This is a genomic window from Streptomyces olindensis, assembly GCF_040645895.1.
Lineage (GTDB): Bacteria > Actinomycetota > Actinomycetes > Streptomycetales > Streptomycetaceae > Streptomyces > Streptomyces olindensis.
Genome location: NZ_JBEYZD010000072.1, coordinates 25,452 through 47,617, shown reverse-complemented (window position 1 = coordinate 47,617; position 22,166 = coordinate 25,452). Strand labels below are relative to the sequence as shown.

Here is a 22,166-nt window from a genome sequence, read left to right as displayed (position 1 = left end):
GGAGCCCATGCCGGACGCCCGCGTGCTGCCCACGACCGACGACCCCGCGGAGGCGGCGGTCGCCAAGGAGTCCGTGCGGCTCGCCTTCATGGTCAAGGCTCCCGCGTGAGTGGAGCCGGGGCAGGTCCGTGCTCGCTTCCGGGTGAGTGGAGCCGGGGCAGGCCCGCACCCCCTCCTGCGTGAGTAGGTCCGCGCTCGCTCCGGTGTCGGTGGAGCCGGAGCAGCTCCGCACCCGCTCCCGGGTGAGTGGAGCCGGCGGGGCAACTCCGCACCCGCTCCCGGGTGAGTGGAGCCGGCGGGGCAACTCCGCACCCACTCCCGCGTCAGCGGAGCCAGGGCAGGTCCGCACCCGCTTCGGTCGGCTGGAGTCCCTCGGCGATGATCCGCATGATCTCGCCGAGGGACTTCTGCTGTTCCGGGGTGAGCCGGTCGAAGACCGCCTGGCGCACGGCCTCGACATGGCCCGGCGCGGTTCGCCGCAGCACCTCGTAGCCCTCCTCCGTCAGCACGGCGAACTGGCCCCGCTTGTCGTCGGGGCAGTCCTCGCGGCGCACCCAGCCGTTCTTCTCCAGGCGCGCCACGGCGTGCGAGAGACGGGAGCGGGTGATCTTCGCCAGCATCGCCAGCTCGGTCATCCGCAGCCGCCGCCGCGGCGCCTCGGCAAGCTTGACCAGGAGGCCGTAATAGACGTGCGGCATGCCCGCGTCGCGCTGGAGCTGACGGTCGAGATGGTCGTCGAGGAGGGTGGCGCCCTCCATGAACGAACGCCAGACGCGCTGCTCCTCGTCGGTGAGCCAGCGCGGTTCCTGGGGCTCCGCGGTGGAGCCGGTTGCCGGTGCGGATGCGGGTGCCTTCATGTGTTCCACTCTACGTGGCCCCTCCTTGAACTTTAAACAAATGGCCCGTACAGTTTTGTCAGGGAACCATGTTTTGGAAGGAGCCGCAGCATGTCCGCCGCCACCCAGGAGCGCATGCCCGCTCTGTACCTCAGTCACGGCGCGCCGCCCCTGGCGGACGACCCGGTCTGGCCCGGTGAACTGGCCGCCTGGTCCGCCGGCCTGCCCCGCCCCAAGGCGATCCTGATCGTCTCCGCCCACTGGGAGGAGGCCCCGCTCGCCCTCGGCGCCACCGAGACCGTCCCGCTCGTCTACGACTTCTGGGGCTTCCCGGAGCACTACTACCGGGTGACGTACGAGGCTCCCGGCGCACCGGAGCTCGCCGAGTCCGTACGGAAGCTGCTGCGCGCCCCCGGTATGCCCGTCCAGGACGTCCCCGACCGCGGTCTCGACCACGGCGCGTACGTCCCGCTGGTCGAGATGTACCCGGAGGCCGACATCCCGGTCCTCCAGGTCTCCATGCCGACGCTCGACCCGGTCCGGCTCATGGAGATCGGCCGCAGGCTCGCCCCGCTGCGCGACGAGGGCGTGCTCATCGTCGGCTCCGGCTTCTTCACCCACAACCTGGCCGCGCTCCGGCAGGGCGGCATCCCCGGCTGGTCCGCCGAGTTCGACGACTGGGGCCGGCGGGCGCTGGAGGCGCGGGACGTCGACGCCCTGCTGGACTTCACCCGCAAGTCGCCCGCAGGGCAGCTGGCCCACCCCCGCACCGAGCACTTCGCCCCGCTGTTCGTCACCATGGGCGCGGCCGACGCGGCCGGTGAGCTGGACGCGCAGAAGTCGGTGATCGACGGGTTCTGGATGGGGCTGGCGAAGCGGTCCGTGCAGTTCGGCTGAGGCCCGGGCCTACAGCGGGCCTACAGCGGCTTCTCGTACCAGGCCACGTCCCAGTACCGCCCGAACTTGCGGCCGACCTCCCGGTACGTGCCGACGTGCCGGAAGCCGAAGCGCTCGTGCAGCCGGGCCGACGCCTCGTTCGGCTGCGCGATGCCCGCGTAGGCGCGGTGCAGGTCCTCGCCGGACAGGGCCTCGAAGAGCGCCTTGTAGAGGAGCGTGCCGATGCCCCGGCGGCCGGCGTCCGGGGCGACGTACACGGTCGTCTCCACGGAGGTCGCGTACGCGGGCTTCGCCCGGAACGGGCTGGATGTGGCGTACCCCAGAATCCCCTGTGTGTCGCGGTCCACGGCAACCATCAGGCGGTACGGCCCGTCTTCAGGGTGGGAGAGCAGCCAAGGGCGGCGCTCCTCCGGAGTGAAGATCGCGGTATCGAATGTGATCGCTGTCTCACGTACGTAGTGGTTGTAGAGGGCTGTGAGGGCCTCGAGGTCCTCCTCGACTCCCGGCCTGACCTGCACCTCTGTACGTTCCGACGGCATCTCGCCTCCCCGTGTGGCCGGACAGGGTACTGCATGATCAGAAAAATTGGGGGGCGGGTTGGGAATTCTGTCCTGATTCCAGTCGTTGTTTCCATCGGATGCAGGGCACCCGAGGAGAGTCCGGAGAGTCCCGGAGACGGAGTCCAGCGTCCGAAGGACCACCCGCTGACCTCATCATCGCAAGGGAGCACGCATGGCAACCCGTGCCGTCGCCCGTCGTCAGTCCGCCACCGGCGAGACGGCCGACGCGGCAAGCAGTGTTCGCGCCCATGGCGGCGAGATCGCCGACCGCGACCTGGTCGGCATGTACCTCGACGAGATCGCGCGCACACCGCTGCTCGATGCCGCAAAGGAAGTCGAGCTGTCCCAGGTCATCGAGGCGGGTGTGTTCGCGCGGCAGGTCCTCGACGGGTACGAGGAGACCGAGGCGGACGCCACCCGCGAGGAGCTGGAAGCCCTGGTCGCCGACGCGGAGCGGGCCAAGGACGTCTTCATCCGTTCCAACCTCCGCCTGGTCGTGGCCGTCGCCCGCCGCTACCCCCGCAGCGGTCTGCCGCTGCTGGACCTGATCCAGGAGGGCAACGCGGGCCTGGTCCGCGCGGTCGAGAAGTTCGACTACCGCAAGGGCTTCAAGTTCTCCACATACGCCACGTGGTGGATCCGCCAGGCCATCACCCGCTCGATAGCCGACCAGTCCCGTACGATCCGCCTGCCCGTCCACCTCGTGGAGGAGCTGGGCCGGATCCGCCGTGTGCAGCGCGAGTTCAACCGCGAGCACGGCCGGGACCCGGAGCCCGCGGAGATCGCCGCCGAGCTCGGCTCGACGCCGGAGCGCGTCACCGACGTGCTCGACTGGGCCCGCGACCCGGTCTCGCTGAACATGTCGGTGGACGACGAGGGCGAGACCCAGTTCGGCGACCTCCTGGAGGACACCTCGGCGGTGTCGCCCGAGCAGTCGGTGCTCACGCTGCTGCGCAGCGAGGAGCTGGACGACCTCATCGGCCGCCTCGACCAGCGCACGGCCTCCATCATCAAGATGCGCTACGGCATCGAGGACGGCCGGGAGCGCACGCTGACCGAGGTCGGCAAGGAGCACGGCCTGACCCGCGAGCGCATCCGGCAGATCGAGAAGCACGCGCTGCTGGAGCTGAAGAAGCTGGCCCGCAGCACGGGGTTCGACGCGGCGGCGTGACGCCTGCGGGCGCGGTGGGCGTCCGGGCGTACCGCTCGTTCCCATGGCCTGTGGGTGACGGGCAGTGTACGCCTGGTGGCCACCGCGTACGCCGGGTGGCGAAAGACCGCGCAAACATGGCGTTGTAACGCCGCTTCAACCCCCGGGGCTCCGGGAACAAGACTTCCGGGCCCACCAGTTCGGGTCCGGGGCCACGCCCCTGGCCCCTCAGAGCCAAGTCCCGTCGCACTCCCCCCGGCGCCGGGACTCTCCCAAGGCCGGGCTTCGGCGTCCCTCCCCCCGGGCGCCGGGGCCCGGCTCTCTTCGTGCCGGCCGTTCTTGCCGACCGTTCTCACCGACCGTTCTCGACGGCCGTTCTTGTCGGCAGGGGTGCTGGAGGGCGGGCCACCCCGTACCTGAACCACGGGGTGGCCCGCCAGATGGCAGATTGTGTCACATGGGCATAGCCTGCAGGGCGTGAGCAGCACCACCCCGACCCCGCAGGCCTCGCTGACCGAGCGGCGGAAGGCCGAGACGCGGATGGAGATCGCCCGGGCGGCGGCCGGTCTCTTCGTACGGCACGGTCTGCGTGCCACCCGCGCGGAGGACATCGCCCAGGCCGCCGGAATCGCCCCGCGCACGTTCTACCGGTACTTCGCGACCAAGGAGGAGGCCGTCGCGCCGCTCTACGCGGCCGGCGCGCAGCGCTGGGTGGCGGCGGTGCGAGCGGCTCCCGCCGACGTGGGCGTGCTCCAGGCCCTGGAGGAGGGGGTCCGTCACACCCTCACGCCGGGCGTCGGCGTCTCGGCGTCCTCCTGGGAGTGGGTCCGCACGCTCCTGCGCCTGGCCGAGGCGAACCCGTCCCTGCGCAGGGTGTGGGCGGAGGTGTGCCAGGGGTCGGAACGCATGCTGGGGGAGGTCCTGGCGGAACGGGTGACACGTGTCGGGGCGTCCGGGGGCTCTGCGGGTGAGTTCGGCGACGACAACGTTGCCCCCGCGCTGGATATTGGCGCCGCCGGGCGGGATGCCGGGGCCGCCCCGCCGCGATCCGATGCACCCGCCCCGCGACCCGGCGCCGTCGCGCCCGAGCCGCGCTTCGCCGTCGCCGCGCCCGAGCCGCGCTTCGCCGCCGCCGTCGCGAGTGCCGCCGTGCGGGCCGCGCTGGAGGGGTGGGCCGAGGGGGACGGGCCCGTGGAGGGCCCGGGGAGCCCGGCGGACCTGGCGCTGCGCAACCTCGCGGCGCTGCGGGACTTTCCGTGGGAGCCGTGAGGAGGCGACCCGGGCGGCGGCAGGGCGCTCCGGGGGCTCGGTGATTCGGGGTCTCGTGCTCCGGGAGGCCGGGCCGGGGCGCGCTGTGACGCGATGGCTCACTCCGCGCCGGCGGCGCCACAGCGAGTCGGACTGCCCCTCGGAGCCGTGACGCGGCCGGCCATCACCCGCCCGCGCTTCCCTCCGCCGCCCTGCTCAGCCGGGCCCCCAACTCCCGTACGGCCGTCACGAGTTCCTCCGGTCGCCGGACCGTGAAATCGCACTCCAGCAGTGCGAGGCGGAACGCCACCCACTGCACGGCGTCCCCGACGGACCCCCGCAGCCGGCTGCTGCTCTCGTCCAGCGGCTCGGGCGTGCCCAGCCACTTCGGCAGCCGGGCGGCGACGAAGTCGGCCGGTGCGGCGAAGGTGACCTCGAAGTCGTAGGACTCCTGCTGCCGTTGCATCGACTGCCGCAGGTACTCCGCGGCGCTCCCCGTCGGCAGCTCGCGCGGCACGAACCGCGCCCCGGTGGCGAACGGTTCGCTCACCCGGTCGACACGGAACGTGCGCCAGTCGTCCCGGTCGATGTCGTACGCCACCAGGTACCAGCGCCGCCCCGTCGACACCAGCCGGTAGGGCTCGGTCAGGCGGCGGGACTCGGTGCCGTCCGCCGCCCGGTAGGCGAACCGCAGCCGCTCGTGCCCGGCCACCGTCGAGGCCATGACGGTCAGCGTCTCGGGCGCGATGCTCGGCCCGTCCCCGCTGGTCAGCGGGGTCGTCGCGGCCTGGAGCGTGGTCACGCGGTGGCGCAGCCGGCCCGGCAGCACCTGCTCCAGCTTGGCCAGCGCCCGTACCGACGCCTCGTCCAGGCCCTCCACGGCGTGCCCGGCCCCGGCGCGCAGCCCGACCGCGATGGCCACCGCCTCCTCGTCGTCGAGGACGAGCGGCGGCATGGCCTTGCCGGCGACCAGCCGGTAGCCGCCGTCGGAGCCCTTGGTGGCCTGCACGGGGTAGCCCAGCTCGCGCAGCCGGTCGATGTCCCGCCGGACCGTGCGGCGGGAGACCCCGAGCCGGTCGGCGAGCTCGCCGCCGGGCCATTCGCGGGGCGTCTGGAGGAGGGAGAGGAGCGTCAGCAGCCGGGCCGGTGTGTCCGTCGTCATACCGACGAGGATGCCGTACGACTAGGACATGATCTGACCTAGTGGCCCACTAACTTCGCGGTATGACCTCCACCGAGCAGACCCTCAGCACCACCGCGGGCGGCGGGAGCGACCGCCGCCGCTGGTTCGCCCTCGCGATCGTGATGACCGCGGCCTTCATGGACCTCGTCGACGTCACGATCGTCAACATCGCCATCCCGTCGATCCAGCGGGAGGAGGGCGCGTCCTTCAGCCAGATCCAGTGGATCACCGCCGGATACGCCCTCGCCTTCGCCGCCGGGCTCATCACCGGCGGGCGGCTCGGCGACATCCACGGCCGCAAGCGGATCTTCCTCGTCGGGATCGGCGGCTTCACCGTCGCCTCCGCGCTCTGCGGCCTCGCGGTGAACCCGGAGATGCTGGTCGCCTCGCGCTTCCTGCAGGGCGGTATGGCGGCGCTGATGGTGCCGCAGGTGCTGTCGATCGTGCACGCGACCTTCCCGGCGCACGAGCGGGGCAAGGTCTTCGGGCTGTTCGGCGCGGTCGTCGGACTCGGCGCCGTGTCCGGTCCGCTGCTGGGCGCGCTGCTGACCGAGTGGAACCTGTTCGGGTGGGGCTGGCGTTCCATCTTCCTGATCAACCTGCCTGTGGGAGTCGCCGGCCTGATCCTCGGCAGCCGTTTCATCACCGAGTCCAAGGCGCCGCGGGCCCTGAAGCTGGACCTGGTGGGCGTCGCGCTCGTGACGCTGGGCCTGCTGATGCTGCTCTACCCGCTGATCCGCGGCCGCGAGCTGGGCTGGCCGGTGTGGGGATACGTCTCGATGGCCGGCGCGCTCGTCGTCCTCGCGGCGCTGGTGGCGTACGAGAGGCGCAAGAGCGCACGGGACGGCTCCCCGCTGGTCGAGCTGTCGCTGTTCCGGGTCAAGAGCTTCGCGGCGGGGATCGCCGTGCAGACCGTCTTCGGGGTCGGGCTCGGCGTGTTCTTCCTGGTGTGGACGCTGTACATGCAGGTCGGGCTGGGCTGGAGCCCGCTGAAGGCCGGGCTGACCGGGGTGCCGTTCTCGATCGCGGTGTCGGTGGCCGCCGGGATGTCGGTGCAGATGCTGGTGCCGCGCTTCGGGCGCAAGGTGCTCCAGGCGGGCGCGCTGGTGATGGCGGCCGGGGTGCTGCTCTACGTCTGGGAGTCCGGGCACTACGGCCTTGCCGTCACCCCGTGGCAGATGGCCCTGCCGCTCGTCGTGATGGGCGTCGGCATGGGCCTGATCGTGGCGCCGCTGACCGACGCGATCCTCTCCGAGGTGCCGCGCGAGCACGCCGGTTCGGCGTCGGGGCTCATCAACACCGTGCAGCAGATGGGCAACGCGCTCGGGCTGGGGCTGGTGTCGGTGGTCTTCTTCGGCACGATCTCCGAGCACCTGCGGCCGGAACAGGTCGGTCCGGCCTTCGCGGACGCCTTCCGGAACGCGCTGGGCTGGGTGGCCGTGGTGATGGTCGTCATCTTCCTGCTGATGTTCGCGCTGCCGAAGCGGCCGGCGCAGCACCTGGAGGGGGAGCAGCCGGTGGTGGAGCAGAAGGAACCGGCGCTGGTCTGACTGGCGGGGGAACGGGCCGGCACCGCGGGGTGCCGGCCCGTCCGCGTTTCCGATCACGCCCGATTGGGTCCGAACCTGTTTACTTTGCGGAAATCTCGGCGTAGCCTCCCGCTGAAACCACACGTTCGGGCACGAGGCGGAGGCGAACAGACATGTACGCACCGGAACGGCAGCAGGAGATCCTCCGGCTCGCCCGTGACGGCGGCCGAGTGGATGTCGTGTCGCTGGCCGAGGAGTTCCAGGTGACGGCGGAGACGATCCGCCGGGATCTGAAGGCCCTCGACCGCGCCGGACTCGTCCGCCGGGTGCACGGCGGAGCCATCCCGGTCGGGCGCCTCGACTTCGAGCCGGACATCGCCGAGCGCGAGTCGACCGCGGCCGACGAGAAGGACCGCATCGCCAAGGCCGCCCTCGCGGAACTGCCGAGCGAGGGCACGATGATCCTCGACGCCGGCACGACGGTGGCCCGGATGGCCGCCGCCCTCCCGCTGGAGGCCTCGCTCACCGTCGTCACGCACAGCCTGCCCATCGCGGCCCGCCTCGCCGACCACCCCGGCATCCAGCTCCACCTCGTCGGCGGCCGCGTACGCCACCGCACCCGCGCGGCGGTGGACGCCTGGGCGCTGCGGGCCTACGGCGAGATCCGCGCCGACGTGCTGTTCGTGGCCGCCAACGGCTTCTCCGCCGAGCACGGCCTGACCACCCCCGACCTCGCCGAGGCCGCAGTGAAGCGCGCGGCCGTGGCCGCCGCCCGCCGCGTGGTGCTGCTCGCCGACTCCTCCAAGCACGGCCAGGAGCACTTCGCCCGCTTCGGCGACCTGAGCGATGTGGACCTGCTGATCACCGACAGCGGGCTGAGCCCCGAAGACGCCGTCGCGATCGAGCGCGGCGGCACGGAAGTAGTGCGCGCATGATCCTCACCGTCACCCCCAACCCGTCCCTGGACCGCACCTACGAGGTGCCGTCCCTCGACCGCGGCGAGGTCATCCGCGCCACCGGCGAGCGGATGGACCCGGGCGGCAAGGGCGTGAACGTCTCCCGCGCGGTCGCCGCGGCCGGGCAGCGCACGGTGGCCGTCCTGCCGCTCGGCGGCGCCCCCGGCGCGCTCGTCGCCGACCTGCTCGACGCGCAGGGCATCGAGGTCGCGCCGGTCCCCGTCGCCGGGGCCACCCGCTCCAACATCGCCCTCGCCGAGGCCGACGGCGTCCTGACGAAGATCAACGCGCCGGGCCCCGAACTCTCCGACGCCGAACGCGAACTGCTGCTGGAGACCGTACGACAGCAGTCCCGCGACGCCTCCTGGATCGCCTGCTGCGGCAGCCTCCCGCGCGGCCTCGCCCCCTCCTGGTACGCCGACCTGGTCGCCCGCACGCACGCCGCCGGGGCGCGGATCGCCCTGGACACCTCCGGACCCGCGCTGCTCGCGGCCCTGCGCGAGCGGCCCGACGTGGTCAAGCCCAACGCCGAGGAACTCGCGGAGGCCGTCGGCCGCCCCCTCGCCACCGTCGGCGACGCCGTGAAGGCGGCCGAGGAACTGCGCGAGAGGGGTGCCCGGGCCGTCCTCGCGAGCCTCGGCGCCGACGGACAGCTGCTGGTGTCCGACGAGGGCGCCTGGTTCGGCAGCGCCCGGGTCGCCGCCGTCCGCAGCAACGTGGGCGCCGGCGACTCCTCCCTCGCCGGTTTCCTGATCGCCGGCGGCAACGGCCCCGAGGCTCTGGCCTCCGCGGTCGCCCACGGCGCGGCGGCCGTCCAGCTGCCCGGCAGTGTCATGCCCAAGCCCGGTGACCTGGACCCGGCGGCGGTGACGGTCACGGCGGACATCCCGGCGGACCGCGTGTTGAAGGAGCCGGTGTCATGACGAACCCCCAGCTGCCCGAACCGGCCCGAGAGCGGCGAGCCTCCCCGTTACTCCCCGCCCCCACCCACGTCACCCCCCACCGCACCCCCGTCCCCTCCCCCGCCCACCCCACTGACCGGGCGATACGCGAGCTAAGGAGCCCGCGATGAGCGACATGATCACCGCGGACCTGGTCGATCTCGACCTGTCCGCCGACACCAAGGAAGCGGCGGCGCGATCCCTCGCCGAGCGCATGGTGGCCCTGGGCCGGGTGACCGACCTGGACGGCTTCCTCGCCGACGTGGCCGCCCGCGAAGCCCAGATGCCGACCGGCCTCGACGGCGGCATCGGCATCCCGCACTGCCGCAGCGAGCACGTCACCGAGCCGACGCTCGCCTTCGGGCGCAGCGCGGCCGGCATCGACTTCGGCGCCGCGGACGGCCCCGCCGACCTGATCTTCCTGATCGCCGCGCCGGCCGGCGCCGACGACGCCCACCTGACGATCCTGTCGTCCCTGGCCCGGCAGCTGATGAACAGCGAGTTCACCGACGCCCTGCGCGCGGTGGGCGACGCGGCGGCCGCGGCGGCGCTGATCCGCGGCGACGAACCCGACGCGCCCGCCGCGGCGGGCGCCGAAGACACCGTGGCGTCGGCGGGAGCGGCCTCTCCCGCCGCCGCCACGGTCACCGACGACGACACGGCCGGTGGTGACGACACGGCCGGTGGCGAGGAGCGCCCCTTCCGGATCGTCGCCGTCACCTCCTGCCCCACCGGCATCGCCCACACCTACATGGCGGCCGAGTCGCTGGAGAACGCCGGCCGCGAGGCGGGCGTCGAGGTCACCGTCGAGCCCCAGGGCTCGGCCGGCTTCACCCGGCTCGACCCGGCGGTCATCGCGGCGGCGGACGCCGTGATCTTCGCCCACGACGTGCCCGTGCGGGAGAAGGAACGCTTCGCCGGCAAGCCGACCGTCGACGTCGGTGTGAAGGCGGGCATCAACCGCCCCGCCGAACTCATCACCGAGGTCCGCGAGAAGGCCGCCCGCGGCGAGGTCAGCTCCGGATCCGCCCCGGCCAGCCCCGTGGAGCGCGGCGGCGAATCCGGCGAGGGCTACGGCACCAAGCTGCGCAAGTGGCTGATGTCCGGCGTCAGTTACATGGTGCCGTTCGTCGCGGCGGGCGGTCTGCTCATCGCCCTCGGCTTCGCGCTCGGCGGCTACGAGGTCAAGACGGCGCCCTCGGTCATGGAGCACTTCGTGTGGACCCAGACCGACAGCTGGGCGGCCCTGCTGTTCCAGATCGGTGCCGTGGCGTTCGGCTTCCTCGTTCCGGTCCTGGCGGGATACATCGCCTACGGCATGGCGGACAGGCCCGGCCTGGTTCCCGGTTTCGTGGGCGGCATGATCGCGTCCACCATCAGTGCCGGCTTCCTCGGCGGTCTCGCGGCCGGTCTGATCGCCGGCGGCGTGGTGATGGCGATCCAGAAGGTGAAGATCCCGGCGGCACTGCGCGGCATCATGCCGGTGGTGGTGATCCCGCTGATCTCCTCGGCGATCGTCGGGTTCCTGATGTTCGTCGTCATCGGCAAGCCCATCGCCGAGGCCCAGAAGGGCATGACCGACTGGCTGAACGGCCTGTCGGGCAGCAACGCCATCCTGCTCGGCACCCTCCTCGGCCTGATGATGTGCTTCGACCTCGGCGGTCCCGTCAACAAGGTCGCCTACACCTTCGCCACCGCCGGCATCGCGGTCGCCAGCCCCAGCGACTCGGCGATGAAGATCATGGCCGCGGTGATGGCGGCCGGCATGGTCCCGCCGCTGGCCATGGCGCTGGCGACGACCGTGCGCGGCAAGCTCTTCACCCAGACCGAGCGCGAGAACGGCAAGGCCGCCTGGGTGCTCGGCGCCTCCTTCATCTCCGAGGGCGCGATCCCGTTCGCCGCGGCCGACCCGCTGCGCGTCATCCCCGCCTCGATGGCGGGCGGCGCGATCACCGGCGCCCTGTCGATGGCCTTCGGCGCTACCCTGCGCGCCCCGCACGGCGGCATCTTCGTGGTCCCGCTGATCGGCAACCCGTTCCTCTACCTGGTCGCGATCGCCGCGGGCGTCTGCGTCACCACGGCCCTGGTGATCGTCCTGAAGGGCATGCGCAAGCAGGCCCCCGGCGCCACGCCGGCCTCCGGCGAGGGCGCCGCGGCCCAGGCGGCGGAGCAGAAGCAGCCGGTGGCGGCGTAAGGAGACTGGGCCCCTTTGGGGCACTGTGATCCGTTCATGCCACCTGCGAGATAGATCACGAAAATCACGGCCCGGGACCGAAGTCCCGGGCCGTGGTGTCTACTGGGGCGCATGCCCGAGCACGTCTCCCGATGGCCCGAAGGCCACCCCCTCCCCGCCCTTCCGCAGCAGCGGCAGACGGGGCCCCGGTCGGAGTCCGTGGAGCTGACCGGCGAGGAGAGAGACGCCTTCGCCGAGCTGGTCCGCCAACTCGGCGACAGGTCCTAAGAGGTCGTTTTCTCCCGTTGTTTCATCCCGGATTGAGTGTTTGATGCCCGGGTGTCGGGTCGCGCCAGGAGAGGGTGGCATCGCCGGCCAGGCGTACCGGTCCAGGCCGGGATCCTCGTTTTCCGGTCCCGCGAACGATTCCGACCCCCGGATCACGGCAGATTCCCTGCTCGCCACCCACCCGTGTAATCAACTCCGTCCGCTTTATTGACATCTCACTCAAAAGACCTGACGTTGGGAGCGCTCCCATAACAGCCTTGCCACTGGAAGGAGTCCCCCCACAATGCGCACAAAGAGCCCGTTAACCGGGCGTTCGCAGGCGTACCTCCGTCGGCCTCTCCAGGCGCTCGTCATGCTGTTCGCCGTGGTCGTCGGCGCCGTCGCCTGGTCGACCCCCGCCCAGGCCCACGGCACCGTCGTCGGTCCCGCCACCCGCGCGTACCAGTGCTGGAAGACGTGGGGCAACAACCACACGAACCCGGCCATGCAGACCCAAGACCCCATGTGCTGGCAGGCCTTCCAGGCCAACCCCGACACCATGTGGAACTGGATGAGCGCGCTCCGCGACGGCCTCGGAGGCCAGTTCCAGGCACGGACCCCCGACGGGACACTCTGCAGCAACAACCTCTCGAGGAACGCCAGCCTGGACAAGCCCGGACCGTGGAAGACCACCACCGTCGGCAACAACTTCTCGGTCCACCTGTACGACCAGGCGTCCCACGGTGCCGACTACTTCAAGGTCTACGTGAGCAAGCAGGGCTTCAACCCCAAGACCCAGACCCTGGGCTGGAGCAACCTCGACTTCATCACGCAGACCGGGCGCTTCGCCCCGGCACAGAACATCACGTTCCCCGTCCAGACCTCCGGCTACACCGGACACCACATCGTGTTCGTGATCTGGCAGGCCTCGCACCTCGACCAGGCCTACATGTGGTGCAGCGACGTGAACTTCGGCTGAGCCGCACAGCACCGCACGGCACAGCACCACACACGGCACCGGCCTCGGCCGGGCACCGGTAACCCGCCGCCCGGCCGACCGAGCCCCGTCGGGGCAGGGGCCCCATGTGGGCACCCTGCCCCGACGGGTTCCCGTGCGGGAAATCATGCGGCAGGTAGCGCCACTGCACCCCCGTGCGGAGATAGCGCCGCACTACAGATGAACACGACCTCTTAAGGACCCGTCTCAGGAGAGCTGTGCCGCCCGCCGCTCCATCGCCTCGCGCGCCGCGTCCTCGCTGGCGTACACCTCGCACATGTGCCGCCCGTCCGGCGTCGCCGTGTGCTCGACCTCCCAGAGGGAGATCTCCGCGCCGTCACGCAGCAGGAACGCGTGCTCGTAGAGCGAGAAGCCCAGCCCCGCCCGGCCCGCGCGGCACGGGCGGCCGAAGGCCTGGGTGATCTGGTGACCGGACGCCGTGGCCAGCAGGGCCGCCGTGTCCGCGCCCGGCCGGTCCGCGTTCTCCGCCCGGCGCAGTAAACGGCGCGCGTGGTCCGCGGAGTCGTCCCGGGCGTAGGCGTGCCGCGGCGGGGCGACCGGGGACAGCTGTACCGTCACCGGCAGTTCGAAGTCCGGGGCGTCCGGCGGCAGCGGCAGCCGCGCGGTGGCGGCGCGCAGCTCCTCCTCGTCCACGTACACCTCGTGCTGCGGCTCGCTGCCCGGCGCGGTGTTGTGGACGAGCTCCCACAGGGTGAGCGCCGAGCCGTCGGCGAGCAGCCACGTGTGCCGGTAGGTCTCCCGGTGCAGGCCCGCGCTGTGGTGCGCGGAGTGCAGCGAACCGTCGTGCGCCAGCGCGCAGTCCAGCAGCCTTATCGTCTCGTCCGGCAACTCGAAGGAGTTCAGGGCACGGCCGAGGAGTCGCGCGAGGTGCTCCTCCGGAGACTCGGGCGAGTCGTGGGGTTCGTACGCTGCCGTCTCGTACGGAACGCTCAAGGTTTCTCCCGGCGTTGCTGCATGTCACCTTGTGGGTGCATACCGTAGCCCCTCGGTCGGACATCATGTCCGGGAACCGAGAAAACGTACGTCCGGGAAAACGCCCGGGCCGCGCGAAAAGTTCCCGCGCGGCCCGGTCGGTCCGTCAGAAACCCCAGTTGGGGCGGTGCTTGAAGACGATCAGGAGGCGCTGCCCGCGACCCACTGGCTCCACGCCATGTTCCATCCGTTGAGCCCGTTGTCCGGTGCCACCGTCTTGTCGGGGGAGTTCTTCACGATCACCACGTCCCCGATGAGGGAGTTGTCGTAGAACCACTTGGCGGGCGTGCTGCCCCCGGCGCCCTGGACGTCCGCCAGGCCGACGCAGCCGTGGCTGGTGCCCTGGCGGCCGAACGGCGGGTTGCCCTTGTTGTACCAGTAGTTGCCGTGGATGAAGGTGCCGGACGTCGTCAGGCGCATCGCGTGCGGCACGTCCGGGATGTCGTACTCGCCGCCCAGCCCGACCGTCTGGCTGTTCATCCGCGTCTGGACGAACTTCTCCGAGATCACCATCTGCCCGTTGTACGTGGTGTGCTGCGGGCTGCCCGCGGAGATCGGGATGGTCTTGATGGTCTTGCCGTCCCGCACGACCGTCATCGTCTGGGTCCTGGCGTCCACCGTGGAGATCTGCGCGCGCCCGACGGTGAAGGTGACCGTCTTCTTCTGCACGCCGTAGACGCCGTTCGCGCCCTCGACGCCGTCCAGGTCGATCTTCATCGTGACCTTGGAGCCGGCCTTCCAGTACTCCTCGGGCCGGAAGTCGAGCCGCTGCCCGTTGAACCAGTGCCCCACGACCTTCTGCCCGCTGCTGGACGTGACCGTGATGTGCGACTGCACGGTCTTGCGGTCGGTGATGGCCTTGTCGAAGGTGAACGACACCGGCATGCCCACCCCGACCGTGGTGCCGTCGTCCGGCGTGTACGTGCCGATGAAGCTGTTCGCCGATGTCACCGTGGTGAAGATCGAGTTGGCCGCGGCCGTCCGGCCGTCCGCGTCCTTCGCGGTCGCCGATATCTGGTACTTCGTGCCGCGCTCCAGCTGCTCCTTCGGCTTCCACGCCTTGCCGTCGGCGGAGACCGAACCCGGCACGGCCTGCCCGCTGTCCGCCACCGTCATCTTCACGTCGGTCAGCTTCCCGTCGCTGACCTTCACGCCGGTGGTGTTGATGGAGGCGCCGGTCGAACCGTCCTTCGCCGAGATGGCGATCTTCGCGACGGACGTCTTGGCGGCGTCCTTGCCGCCCTTCTCGTCGTCCTTGGCGTTGGCGCTGCCACCGCAGGCGGTGAGCGTCAGGGCGCCGACCATCAGGGCGGCACAGGCCCCCAGTGTGCGCCGCGCTGCAATGTCCGGCGTTGTCACGGGCTGCTCCCAGTTCGTGTGATGTGCGAGATCCGCTCCAGTACGTGAGGGAAGAGGGGGTGGGCGGCCGGTCGGGTTCCGTCCGTGCGCGGTGAACGCCGTCACGTGACAGAACCGCGACAAAGTCCGGTTCCGCTGTGGATCCGCTGTGCGCCAAGGGCAGCGGGCCCGGGCAGGGCACCACGGGCCGGTTCAGCGGCCCGCGTACAACTCCCCGTACGACGGCCACGCCCCGCCCGGACCGTCGACCGTCTCGGCCGCCCGTACGGCCCGCACGATCGCCCGGGTCACGACGTCCGCGCCCGCGGCGAGGACCTCGTTCAGGGCGAGCGGGTTCACGGCGTCCAGGGCGCGGTCTCCCGTCGCCAGGGCGAACACCGTGTCCCCGTCGTTGAGCAGGTGCACCGGACGCACCGCGCGGGCGATGCCGTCGTGTGCCGTACCGGCCAGCTTCTGCGCCTGAGCCTTCGTCAGGTCCGCGTCGGTGGCGACCACCGCCAGCGTGGTGTTGAGCGGGGGAGGAGCGCTCCGCGCGGCCGTCTCGGCCAGGCGCCGCCGCGCGGCCTCGTGGACCCGCGCCTGCGGATACTCCACCCGCCCCTGGAACAACTCCCCGTACAGCACCCCCGTCTCCGGATCCACCACCGACCCCGCCGCGTTGGCCACCACCAGCGCCGCCACCGTGATCCCCGAGCCGAGCACGGTGCTCGCGCTGCCGACGCCGCCCTTCACCACCCCGACCACCGCGCCCGTGCCGGCGCCCACGCACCCCTGCGCCACCGGCGCGCCTTCCCCGCTCGCCGCGGCGGCCTCGACCGCGGCCCGGCCGGTGGCCGCGTCCGGCCGGGCCCGGAAGTCGCCGCCCCGCCCCAGGTCGAAGACGCACGCCGCGGGCACCACCGGCACCACGTGCGCCGGGTCCGCCCCGACCCGGATCCCGCGCCCCCGTTCCTCCAGCCAGGCCATCACCCCCGACGCCGCGTCCAGCCCGTACGCGCTGCCGCCGGTCAGCACGACCGCCTCGACCTTGCGCACCACGTTGCGCGGATCGAGCGCGTCCGTCTCCTTCGTGCCGGGACCGCCGCCGCGCACGTCCACGGCGGCCACGGCGCCGCCCTCCGGGGCGAGCACGACCGTGGTGCCGGTGAGCCAGCCGTCGCCGGCGCGGGTCGCGTGCCCCACGCGCAGGCCGGAGACATCCGTCAGAGCGTCAACCAGAGCCTCAACTGTCATGGCGCACAGTCTCGTCCAGTCGCCCCCGGCCCGGGCGCAGCGAGGCGTTCCGCGCCGCCGACCGCCAGTCGCCAGCCGCCGGCCGTCAGCTGCTGGGCCGTCAGTCGTCAGTCGTCGGCCGTCAGCTGCTGGCCGTCAGCCGTCAGCCGCTAGTCGTCAGTTGCTAGTCGTCAGTCGTCAGGCGTCGGCCGTCAGCCGCCCGCAGACCCGCCGGGCGCCCGGGGCCGACCGCACGCTCACCCGGCCGGTGCCGCAGCCCCTCTGCCCCGCGCCCCGCGGACGGCCAGCGTCTCGCCCGCCGCCACCGACAGCGCGCAGACCACGCCCGCCGCCAGTACCGCCCAGTCACCCAGGAACGTGCAGCAGATCACCAGCAGTGCCGTCGTCGGCAGCACCAGCTGCTGGGTGAAGCCCGCCTTGAAGTGGCGCGAGTGCAGGGCCCACAGCATCAGCAGATACAGGGCCGTCGGCAGGGTCACGGCGGCCGAGGCCGCCAGCGTGGAGATGTGCGCCTTGCCGACCGTCTGCTCCACCGCCACCTCCAGTCCGGCGCCGATCGCGGCCGCCGAGGCGAAGACGAGGTAGTGCCCGTAGCCCCACAGGAACGCCTGCCGGTTGGAGCGCAGATGGCCGTGGATGGGCACCACGAAGTAGAGCCACCACGCCGCGAAGACGATCAGCAGACCACCCGCCGCGATGGGGAGGAGCTCGCTCAGCGCGTCGTGCTCGTCGATGCCCGACTTCACCGCGATCGTGGCCGCAGCGATCGTCTCGCCCAGGACGATGATGGTGAACAGCCCGTACCGCTCGGCGATGTGGCGCGGATGCCAGGCCGTGGTGTGTCCCCGCTCCGCGATCGGCGGCACGCACATCTCCAGCAGCGCCATCACCAGGAACCACCAGGGCCGGGCACCCTCCGGCAGGAACAGCAGCCCCAGCCAGCCGACCTGGCACAGCAGCACGCCGCCGGCGTAGCGCAGGGCCGTCCTGCGCTCCGGGCCCTCGCTCGAGCGGGCCGCCCGCAGCCACTGCGCCACCAGGGCGAGCCGCATGACGAGGTAGCCCAGCCAGACCACGAGGAAGTCGTGCTCCTCGAACGCCCGCGAGACCCCCGCCGCGAGGACCAGCACACCGGCGATCTGCACCAGCGTGACGACCCGGTAGAGGACGTCGTCGTTGTCGTACGCCGAGGCGAACCACGTGAAGTTCATCCACGCCCACCACAGGGCGAAGAACACCATCGCGTAGTCGAGGATCCCCTCGCCCGCGTGCCCCTCGGCCACCGAGTGCACCAGTTGGACACCTGCCTGGGCGACGGCCACGACGAAGCACAGGTCGAAGAAGAGCTCCAGCGGCGAGGCCGTCCGGTGCGCCTCGTCGCGGCCGCGGGCCCGGAGCCTGCGCAGGGGGCCCCGGCCGCCGGGTGCGCCGGAGGGGGCGGGCGGGGGAGTGGTGCTGGAGGTCATGATTCCCAGCACAACAGAAGGCGCGGGGTTTTTCTCCGCGACCGTACCCTGGACGCATGAGCACCGCCCCCGCATCCGAGCCGCGCGAGCCGAAGCCCGCGCTGGTCTTCGACGACCCGCTCGACCAGCAGTCCTCCGACGACACCGACCGGGGCTGGGGCGAGCGCACCGACTCCGGCGGCGGCGCGGCCGACCTCAGGCGCTTCCTCGACGAGAAGCCGCCCCACCACCTCTGAAGCAGCCGGGCGGCACCCCGCGTCCGGGACGTGATCCGAGCGACACCCCCTAAGGCCGGTCGTGTCCCGAGCCGCGCTGTGCGACCAGCGCGTCCCGGATCTCCTTGAGCACCTCCAGCTCGGTCACCTCGATGACCTCCTGCGTGCCCTCCTTGGCCTTCCGGCGGGCCTCCACCCGGGCCAGGTACTTCGCCATGGGCAGGACCATCAGGAAGTAGACGACCGCCGCGGTGATCACGAAGCTCAGCGCGGCGCCGAGGACGGAACCCCACAGGATCTGGATGCCCTGCTCGCCCTCGCAGCTGGAGCTGAGGCACGAGCTGTAGTGGTCGAGGTTCTTGGTCCCGATGGCGCCGACGACCGGGTTGATGATCCCCTTGACCACGGCGTTGACGATGTTGGTGAAGGCGGCGCCGATCACCACCGCCACCGCCAGATCGACGACGTTCCCGCGCATCAGGAAGGCCTTGAAGCCCTCCCAGATACTCGGATCCTTCTTCTCGCTCACCTCGGAGCCTCTCCTCGCACAAGCAGCTTGTGGAACAAAACGCTCCGCAACCTACGTCAACACTGCGCCGAACTGAGCACCTGGGTCCCTCGAACGAGGGGCTTGACGGGGCCGTGCACAAGCCGATCACCACAACGTCACCGCCAGGCGCGCCGTGGCACTCGCGCCGGCCAGCCGGGCGGCGGTGGCGCGCGGCACCGAGAGCACGACCAGCGCACCGTCGTCGGACGCGCCCTCCAGGGGCTCCGGCACCTTCGTCACCCTGGCCCCGCGCGCGACGATCCGGGCATCGCCGCCCGTCACCGTCTCCTCGGCGGCGATGACGTCGACCCGGTCGCCGGGCCGCAGCAGCCGTACGGTGGCCGCGTCGGAGATCCGGACCGGGGCCGTCACGGCTCCCGCGGCGCGGCGCGGGGGAGCGGGCCGCTCCCCGGACGGCACCGAGGCCGTGTGCGCGGGCGGACGGGCCCGGGGATGCCCGCGGGCTCCCTCGCTGTCACGCGGTCCCGCCGCCACGAGCGCGGTCGCGGTGACCGCGAGCCCGACGGCCAGGGCCCGGCGCCGGTGCCGGGCGAGCCGGCCGGACCGGCAGCGCCCGCCCACCCGTACCGGATCGAATCGCGGCACCTCGCGGGTCGCGGGCACCTCGGCCCCGGGCGGGCACGCGGGGACGGACCACGAGGGAGACGAGGGCACGTACGAAGAGCGAGCGAGGGACACGGAGACCACCACCTGCGACGAGGGACCGGCTTGCGCTCCCCACGATGAGGCTTCGCCGCCCCGCCCGCTCAGGCCTGTGGACGTACCGCCGCCCTGTGGACAACTCCCTCACCCGAACGGCAACTTCCGCTCCCTCGTCCGCCGCAGTGACCTACGGCAGCGCGAACCCCGGATCCATCCCGCCCAGCGCACTCACGCACAGGCAGCCCCGCTCGTCCTCCTCGGGCAGCCCGGCCACGGCGTCGAACAGCACCCCGCGCAACCGGTCCACGTTCGCCGCGAAGACCCGCAGCACCTCGTCGTGCGAGACCCCCTCCCCGGTCTCGGCCCCCGCGTCGAGGTCGGTGACCAGGGTCAGGGACGTGTAGCAGAGCTCCAGCTCACGGGCGAGCGCCGCCTCGGGGTGGCCGGTCATGCCCACCACCGACCAGCCCTGCGCCTGGTGCCACAACGATTCGGCACGGGTGGAGAAGCGCGGCCCCTCGACCACGACCAGCGTGCCGCCGTCCACCGGCTCCCAGTCCCGGCCGCGCGCCGCCTTCAGCGCGACGGCCCGCCCGGCGGGGCAGTAGGGGTCGGCCAGCGACACGTGCACGACGTTCGGCACCGTGCCGTCGGGCAGCGGAAGCCCGTCGAAGTAGGTGTTGGCCCGGGACTTCGTTCGGTCGACCAGCTGGTCCGGCACCAGCAGCGTGCCCGGCCCGTACTCGGGACGCAGACCCCCCACGGCACACGGGGCGAGCACCTGGCGCACGCCGACCGACCGCAGCGCCCACAGGTTGGCCCGGTAGTTGATCCGGTGCGGCGGCAGATGGTGGCCGCGTCCGTGCCGCGGCAGGAAGGCGACCCGTCGGCCGGCGACGTCACCGAGGAAGAGGGAGTCGCTGGGCGGTCCGTACGGGGTGTCGACCTGGATCTCGGTCACGTCGTCGAGGAAGGAGTAGAACCCCGAGCCGCCGATGACACCGATCCCGGCGCCCTCCACACCCGGCCCGCCGCCGGTGCCCGCTCCGCCACCGGCGTTCACCGTGCCCGCCCCGCCACCCGCGTTCACGGTGCTCGCCCCGCCACCCGCGTTCACCGTGCTCGCCCCGCCACCCGCGTTCGCCTTGTTCGCCATGTCCGCACCCTAACCGCATGCGGAAACGCCGAGGACCCCGTCGCCGGAAGGGCGACGAGGTCCCGCAGAGATCAGGCCTTACGCGGCGGTGGTGCTGCTGCTCGTGGAGCTGCTGCCCGCACTCGACGAGGAGCTCGACGAACTCGACGAGCCGGAGTCGGAGGAGGACGACGAGGAGGAGCTCGACGACTTCGACGCCGGGGAGCTGCTCGACGAGGAGCCGCGGCTGTCGTTCCGGTAGAAGCCGGAGCCCTTGAAGACAATGCCGACCGCCGAGAACACCTTCTTCAGGCGGCCCTTGCAGCTGGGGCACTCGGTCAGGGCGTCGTCGGTGAACTTCTGCACCGCCTCGAGGCCCTCGCCGCACTCGGTGCACTGGTACTGGTAGGTGGGCACTGTCTTCCTCCTGGCACTCTCACTCGATGAGTGCTAACGACGGTCCATCTTGACGTATTCCGGCCGTTCAGTCCACTGCCACCGGCACGCGGTGACCCACGCCACGTGCGACGGTCCGGCCGTGGACCCTCGGGGACAGCCGGGAACGCAGGGCCAGGAGGGTCGCCAGGGCGAGCACCGTGCCGCCCATCGGCACCAGGAAACCGGCGCCGCCCCAGAAGCGGTCCTCCAGCTGTCCGGCGACCGTGACGGCGGCGGCCTGGCCCAGGGCCACCGCGCCGGTCAGCCAGGTGAAGGCCTCGGTGCGGGCACCGGCCGGGACCAGGCTCTCGACCAGGGTGTAGCCGGTGATCAGGGCGGGCGCGATGCACATGCCGACCAGGAGGCCGAGGCCGGCCAGGACCAGGACCGAGTGGGCGGCCCACAGGCCCGACGCCGTGAGGGCGAGCGCCGTGTAGCCGATGACCAGGCGGCGCTGCGGGGCCGCCTTCCAGGCGATCGCGCCGCAGACGATCCCGGAGAGCATGTTGCCCGCGGCGAAGACGCCGTACAGGACGCCGTTCAGGCCCGGCTCCCCGATCGACTCGGTGAACGCGGCCAGCGAGACCTGCATCCCGCCGAAGACCGTGCCGATGCCGAGGAAGATCACGATCAGGACGCGCACCCCGGGGACGCGCAGCGCGGAAGCGTGCTCCACGCGCGCGTGCCCGTGGTCCGCGACCGAGGGCTGGGTGCTCTTCTGCGCGGCGAACAGCAGACCGCCGATCAGGGTCAGCGAAGCCTCCGTCACCAGGCCGGCGGCCGGGTCGATGGCCGTGCACAGGGCTGTGGCCAGCAGCGGTCCGACGACGAAGGTCAGCTCGTCCGTGACGGACTCGAAGGCCGCCGCGGTGGTCATGAGCGGTGAGTCCTTGAGCGTGACGCCCCAGCGGGCCCGCACCATGGGGCCGATCTGCGGCACCGAGGCGCCGGTCGGGACGGCCGCGACGAACACGGCCCACAAGGGGGCGTCGAACAGCGCGAGCGCGGTCAGGGTGAGCCCGGACAGCGCGTGCAGCAGCACCCCGGGGACCAGCACGGCACGCTGCCCGTAGCGGTCGGCGAGACGGCCGCTGTAGGGCGCGAACAGGGCCATGGAGACGCCGGTGACGGCAGCGACGGCGCCCGCCGCTCCGTAGGAGCCGGTGGTGTGCTGCACCAGCAGCACGATGGAGATCGTCAGCATCGCGAACGGCTGGCGCGCCGCGAAACCGGGGAGCAGGAACGTCCAGGCGCCGCGGGTGCGCAGCAGCCGGCCGTATCCCGGGCGGGCGGAAGCCGTCGAGTTCTTCGAGGTCATCGAGTTCTTCGACTTCTTCGAGGTGACCGTGGACGCCACGGCCCGTGCCTTTCTGCCGC

General features: G+C 71.9%; 22 protein-coding genes. 10 read left to right on the top strand and 12 right to left on the bottom strand.

Features of this window, described 5'->3' with window-relative positions:
- Window positions 1-323: 323 nt before the first annotated feature.
- A complete protein-coding gene (locus ABZ948_RS33155; protein ID WP_359765842.1) occupies window positions 324-857 on the bottom strand; it encodes a MarR family winged helix-turn-helix transcriptional regulator in 534 nt (177 codons plus the stop codon).
- A gap of 90 nt (window positions 858-947) precedes the next feature.
- Between ABZ948_RS33155 and ABZ948_RS33150 the strand changes: the two genes are divergently transcribed.
- Window positions 948-1,733: a dioxygenase family protein gene (locus tag ABZ948_RS33150; protein WP_359765840.1), complete on the top strand. Its 786-nt coding sequence runs from the start codon at window positions 948-950 to the stop codon at window positions 1,731-1,733.
- 20 nt (window positions 1,734-1,753) lie between these two features.
- On the opposite strand, the gene ABZ948_RS33145 is transcribed toward ABZ948_RS33150, so the two are convergent.
- Window positions 1,754-2,272 (bottom strand): GNAT family N-acetyltransferase, encoded by a 519-nt coding sequence (locus tag ABZ948_RS33145; protein ID WP_359765838.1) that lies wholly within the window; start codon window positions 2,270-2,272, stop codon window positions 1,754-1,756.
- A gap of 193 nt (window positions 2,273-2,465) precedes the next feature.
- Here ABZ948_RS33145 and ABZ948_RS33140 point away from each other — a divergent pair, with 193 nt between their 5' ends.
- Together ABZ948_RS33140 and ABZ948_RS33135 are read left to right on the top strand one after the other, a co-directional pair.
- Complete coding sequence (locus ABZ948_RS33140; RefSeq protein ID WP_354738103.1) at window positions 2,466-3,464, top strand: sigma-70 family RNA polymerase sigma factor; 999 nt, start codon at window positions 2,466-2,468, stop codon at window positions 3,462-3,464.
- 456 nt (window positions 3,465-3,920) lie between these two features.
- The gene (locus ABZ948_RS33135; RefSeq protein WP_359765835.1) at window positions 3,921-4,712 is read left to right on the top strand and encodes a TetR/AcrR family transcriptional regulator; all 792 of its coding nucleotides are present in this window, start codon (window positions 3,921-3,923) and stop codon (window positions 4,710-4,712) included.
- A gap of 163 nt (window positions 4,713-4,875) precedes the next feature.
- On the opposite strand, the gene ABZ948_RS33130 is transcribed toward ABZ948_RS33135, so the two are convergent.
- Complete coding sequence (locus ABZ948_RS33130) at window positions 4,876-5,853, bottom strand: helix-turn-helix transcriptional regulator (protein ID WP_359765833.1); 978 nt, start codon at window positions 5,851-5,853, stop codon at window positions 4,876-4,878.
- 62 nt (window positions 5,854-5,915) lie between these two features.
- Here ABZ948_RS33130 and ABZ948_RS33125 point away from each other — a divergent pair, with 62 nt between their 5' ends.
- The 6 genes from ABZ948_RS33125 (at window position 5,916) to ABZ948_RS33100 (ending at window position 12,719) form a co-directional block, all read left to right on the top strand.
- On the top strand, window positions 5,916-7,424 hold the full coding sequence (locus ABZ948_RS33125) for an MFS transporter (RefSeq protein WP_359765831.1): 1,509 nt from the start codon (window positions 5,916-5,918) through the stop codon (window positions 7,422-7,424).
- A 152-nt stretch (window positions 7,425-7,576) separates the two neighbouring features.
- The gene (locus tag ABZ948_RS33120) at window positions 7,577-8,338 is read left to right on the top strand and encodes a DeoR/GlpR family DNA-binding transcription regulator (RefSeq protein ID WP_359765829.1); all 762 of its coding nucleotides are present in this window, start codon (window positions 7,577-7,579) and stop codon (window positions 8,336-8,338) included.
- A complete protein-coding gene (gene pfkB / locus ABZ948_RS33115) occupies window positions 8,335-9,282 on the top strand; it encodes a 1-phosphofructokinase (RefSeq protein ID WP_359765827.1) in 948 nt (315 codons plus the stop codon). The genes ABZ948_RS33120 and pfkB overlap by 4 nt, the downstream gene beginning before the upstream one ends.
- Window positions 9,283-9,427: 145 nt before the next feature.
- A complete protein-coding gene (locus ABZ948_RS33110) occupies window positions 9,428-11,494 on the top strand; it encodes a PTS fructose transporter subunit IIABC (protein WP_359765825.1) in 2,067 nt (688 codons plus the stop codon).
- A gap of 111 nt (window positions 11,495-11,605) precedes the next feature.
- A complete protein-coding gene (locus tag ABZ948_RS33105) occupies window positions 11,606-11,761 on the top strand; it encodes a hypothetical protein (RefSeq protein ID WP_359765849.1) in 156 nt (51 codons plus the stop codon).
- A 283-nt stretch (window positions 11,762-12,044) separates the two neighbouring features.
- Window positions 12,045-12,719 carry a lytic polysaccharide monooxygenase auxiliary activity family 9 protein gene (locus ABZ948_RS33100; RefSeq protein WP_494487298.1) on the top strand — a complete coding sequence of 225 codons (675 nt, stop codon included), beginning with the start codon at window positions 12,045-12,047 and terminating at the stop codon, window positions 12,717-12,719.
- 225 nt (window positions 12,720-12,944) lie between these two features.
- On the opposite strand, the gene ABZ948_RS33095 is transcribed toward ABZ948_RS33100, so the two are convergent.
- The 4 genes from ABZ948_RS33095 to ABZ948_RS33080 all read right to left on the bottom strand — a co-directional run bounded on the left by ABZ948_RS33095 (window position 12,945) and on the right by ABZ948_RS33080 (window position 17,788).
- A complete protein-coding gene (locus tag ABZ948_RS33095; protein ID WP_031117848.1) occupies window positions 12,945-13,691 on the bottom strand; it encodes a DUF6227 family protein in 747 nt (248 codons plus the stop codon).
- A 180-nt stretch (window positions 13,692-13,871) separates the two neighbouring features.
- A complete protein-coding gene (locus tag ABZ948_RS33090) occupies window positions 13,872-15,089 on the bottom strand; it encodes a L,D-transpeptidase (protein ID WP_359765822.1) in 1,218 nt (405 codons plus the stop codon).
- Between the two features lie 192 nt (window positions 15,090-15,281).
- On the bottom strand, window positions 15,282-16,322 hold the full coding sequence (locus tag ABZ948_RS33085) for a P1 family peptidase (RefSeq protein WP_359765820.1): 1,041 nt from the start codon (window positions 16,320-16,322) through the stop codon (window positions 15,282-15,284).
- 236 nt (window positions 16,323-16,558) lie between these two features.
- The gene (locus tag ABZ948_RS33080) at window positions 16,559-17,788 is read right to left on the bottom strand and encodes a low temperature requirement protein A (RefSeq protein WP_359765818.1); all 1,230 of its coding nucleotides are present in this window, start codon (window positions 17,786-17,788) and stop codon (window positions 16,559-16,561) included.
- Between the two features lie 56 nt (window positions 17,789-17,844).
- Between ABZ948_RS33080 and ABZ948_RS33075 the strand changes: the two genes are divergently transcribed.
- Complete coding sequence (locus ABZ948_RS33075; protein WP_359765816.1) at window positions 17,845-18,024, top strand: hypothetical protein; 180 nt, start codon at window positions 17,845-17,847, stop codon at window positions 18,022-18,024.
- 49 nt (window positions 18,025-18,073) lie between these two features.
- Here ABZ948_RS33075 and mscL read toward each other — a convergent pair whose 3' ends face one another.
- The 5 genes from mscL to ABZ948_RS33050 all read right to left on the bottom strand — a co-directional run bounded on the left by mscL (window position 18,074) and on the right by ABZ948_RS33050 (window position 22,146).
- On the bottom strand, window positions 18,074-18,532 hold the full coding sequence (gene mscL, locus ABZ948_RS33070) for a large conductance mechanosensitive channel protein MscL (protein WP_359765814.1): 459 nt from the start codon (window positions 18,530-18,532) through the stop codon (window positions 18,074-18,076).
- A 126-nt stretch (window positions 18,533-18,658) separates the two neighbouring features.
- The gene (locus tag ABZ948_RS33065; protein WP_359765812.1) at window positions 18,659-19,177 is read right to left on the bottom strand and encodes a hypothetical protein; all 519 of its coding nucleotides are present in this window, start codon (window positions 19,175-19,177) and stop codon (window positions 18,659-18,661) included.
- Window positions 19,178-19,403: 226 nt separating this feature from the next.
- Complete coding sequence (locus ABZ948_RS33060) at window positions 19,404-20,237, bottom strand: S-methyl-5'-thioadenosine phosphorylase (protein ID WP_359765845.1); 834 nt, start codon at window positions 20,235-20,237, stop codon at window positions 19,404-19,406.
- 213 nt (window positions 20,238-20,450) lie between these two features.
- Window positions 20,451-20,768 (bottom strand): FmdB family zinc ribbon protein, encoded by a 318-nt coding sequence (locus tag ABZ948_RS33055; RefSeq protein WP_359765810.1) that lies wholly within the window; start codon window positions 20,766-20,768, stop codon window positions 20,451-20,453.
- A 67-nt stretch (window positions 20,769-20,835) separates the two neighbouring features.
- Complete coding sequence (locus tag ABZ948_RS33050) at window positions 20,836-22,146, bottom strand: MFS transporter (protein WP_359765808.1); 1,311 nt, start codon at window positions 22,144-22,146, stop codon at window positions 20,836-20,838.
- Between the last annotated feature and the right edge of the window lie 20 nt (window positions 22,147-22,166).

Bases quoted from the DNA above. Each gene is read 5' to 3' on its own strand.
- ABZ948_RS33155 (WP_359765842.1), bottom strand. From the start codon at position 857: ATGAAGGCACCCGCATCCGCACCGGCAACCGGCTCCACCGCGGAGCCC.
- ABZ948_RS33150 (WP_359765840.1), top strand. From the start codon at position 948: ATGTCCGCCGCCACCCAGGAGCGCATGCCCGCTCTGTACCTCAGTCAC.
- ABZ948_RS33145 (WP_359765838.1), bottom strand. From the start codon at position 2,272: ATGCCGTCGGAACGTACAGAGGTGCAGGTCAGGCCGGGAGTCGAGGAG.
- ABZ948_RS33140 (WP_354738103.1), top strand. From the start codon at position 2,466: ATGGCAACCCGTGCCGTCGCCCGTCGTCAGTCCGCCACCGGCGAGACG.
- ABZ948_RS33130 (WP_359765833.1), bottom strand. From the start codon at position 5,853: ATGACGACGGACACACCGGCCCGGCTGCTGACGCTCCTCTCCCTCCTC.
- ABZ948_RS33125 (WP_359765831.1), top strand. From the start codon at position 5,916: ATGACCTCCACCGAGCAGACCCTCAGCACCACCGCGGGCGGCGGGAGC.
- ABZ948_RS33120 (WP_359765829.1), top strand. From the start codon at position 7,577: ATGTACGCACCGGAACGGCAGCAGGAGATCCTCCGGCTCGCCCGTGAC.
- pfkB (WP_359765827.1), top strand. From the start codon at position 8,335: ATGATCCTCACCGTCACCCCCAACCCGTCCCTGGACCGCACCTACGAG.
- ABZ948_RS33110 (WP_359765825.1), top strand. From the start codon at position 9,428: ATGAGCGACATGATCACCGCGGACCTGGTCGATCTCGACCTGTCCGCC.
- ABZ948_RS33105 (WP_359765849.1), top strand. From the start codon at position 11,606: ATGCCCGAGCACGTCTCCCGATGGCCCGAAGGCCACCCCCTCCCCGCC.
- ABZ948_RS33100 (WP_494487298.1), top strand. From the start codon at position 12,045: ATGCGCACAAAGAGCCCGTTAACCGGGCGTTCGCAGGCGTACCTCCGT.
- ABZ948_RS33085 (WP_359765820.1), bottom strand. From the start codon at position 16,322: ATGACAGTTGAGGCTCTGGTTGACGCTCTGACGGATGTCTCCGGCCTG.
- ABZ948_RS33080 (WP_359765818.1), bottom strand. From the start codon at position 17,788: ATGACCTCCAGCACCACTCCCCCGCCCGCCCCCTCCGGCGCACCCGGC.
- ABZ948_RS33075 (WP_359765816.1), top strand. From the start codon at position 17,845: ATGAGCACCGCCCCCGCATCCGAGCCGCGCGAGCCGAAGCCCGCGCTG.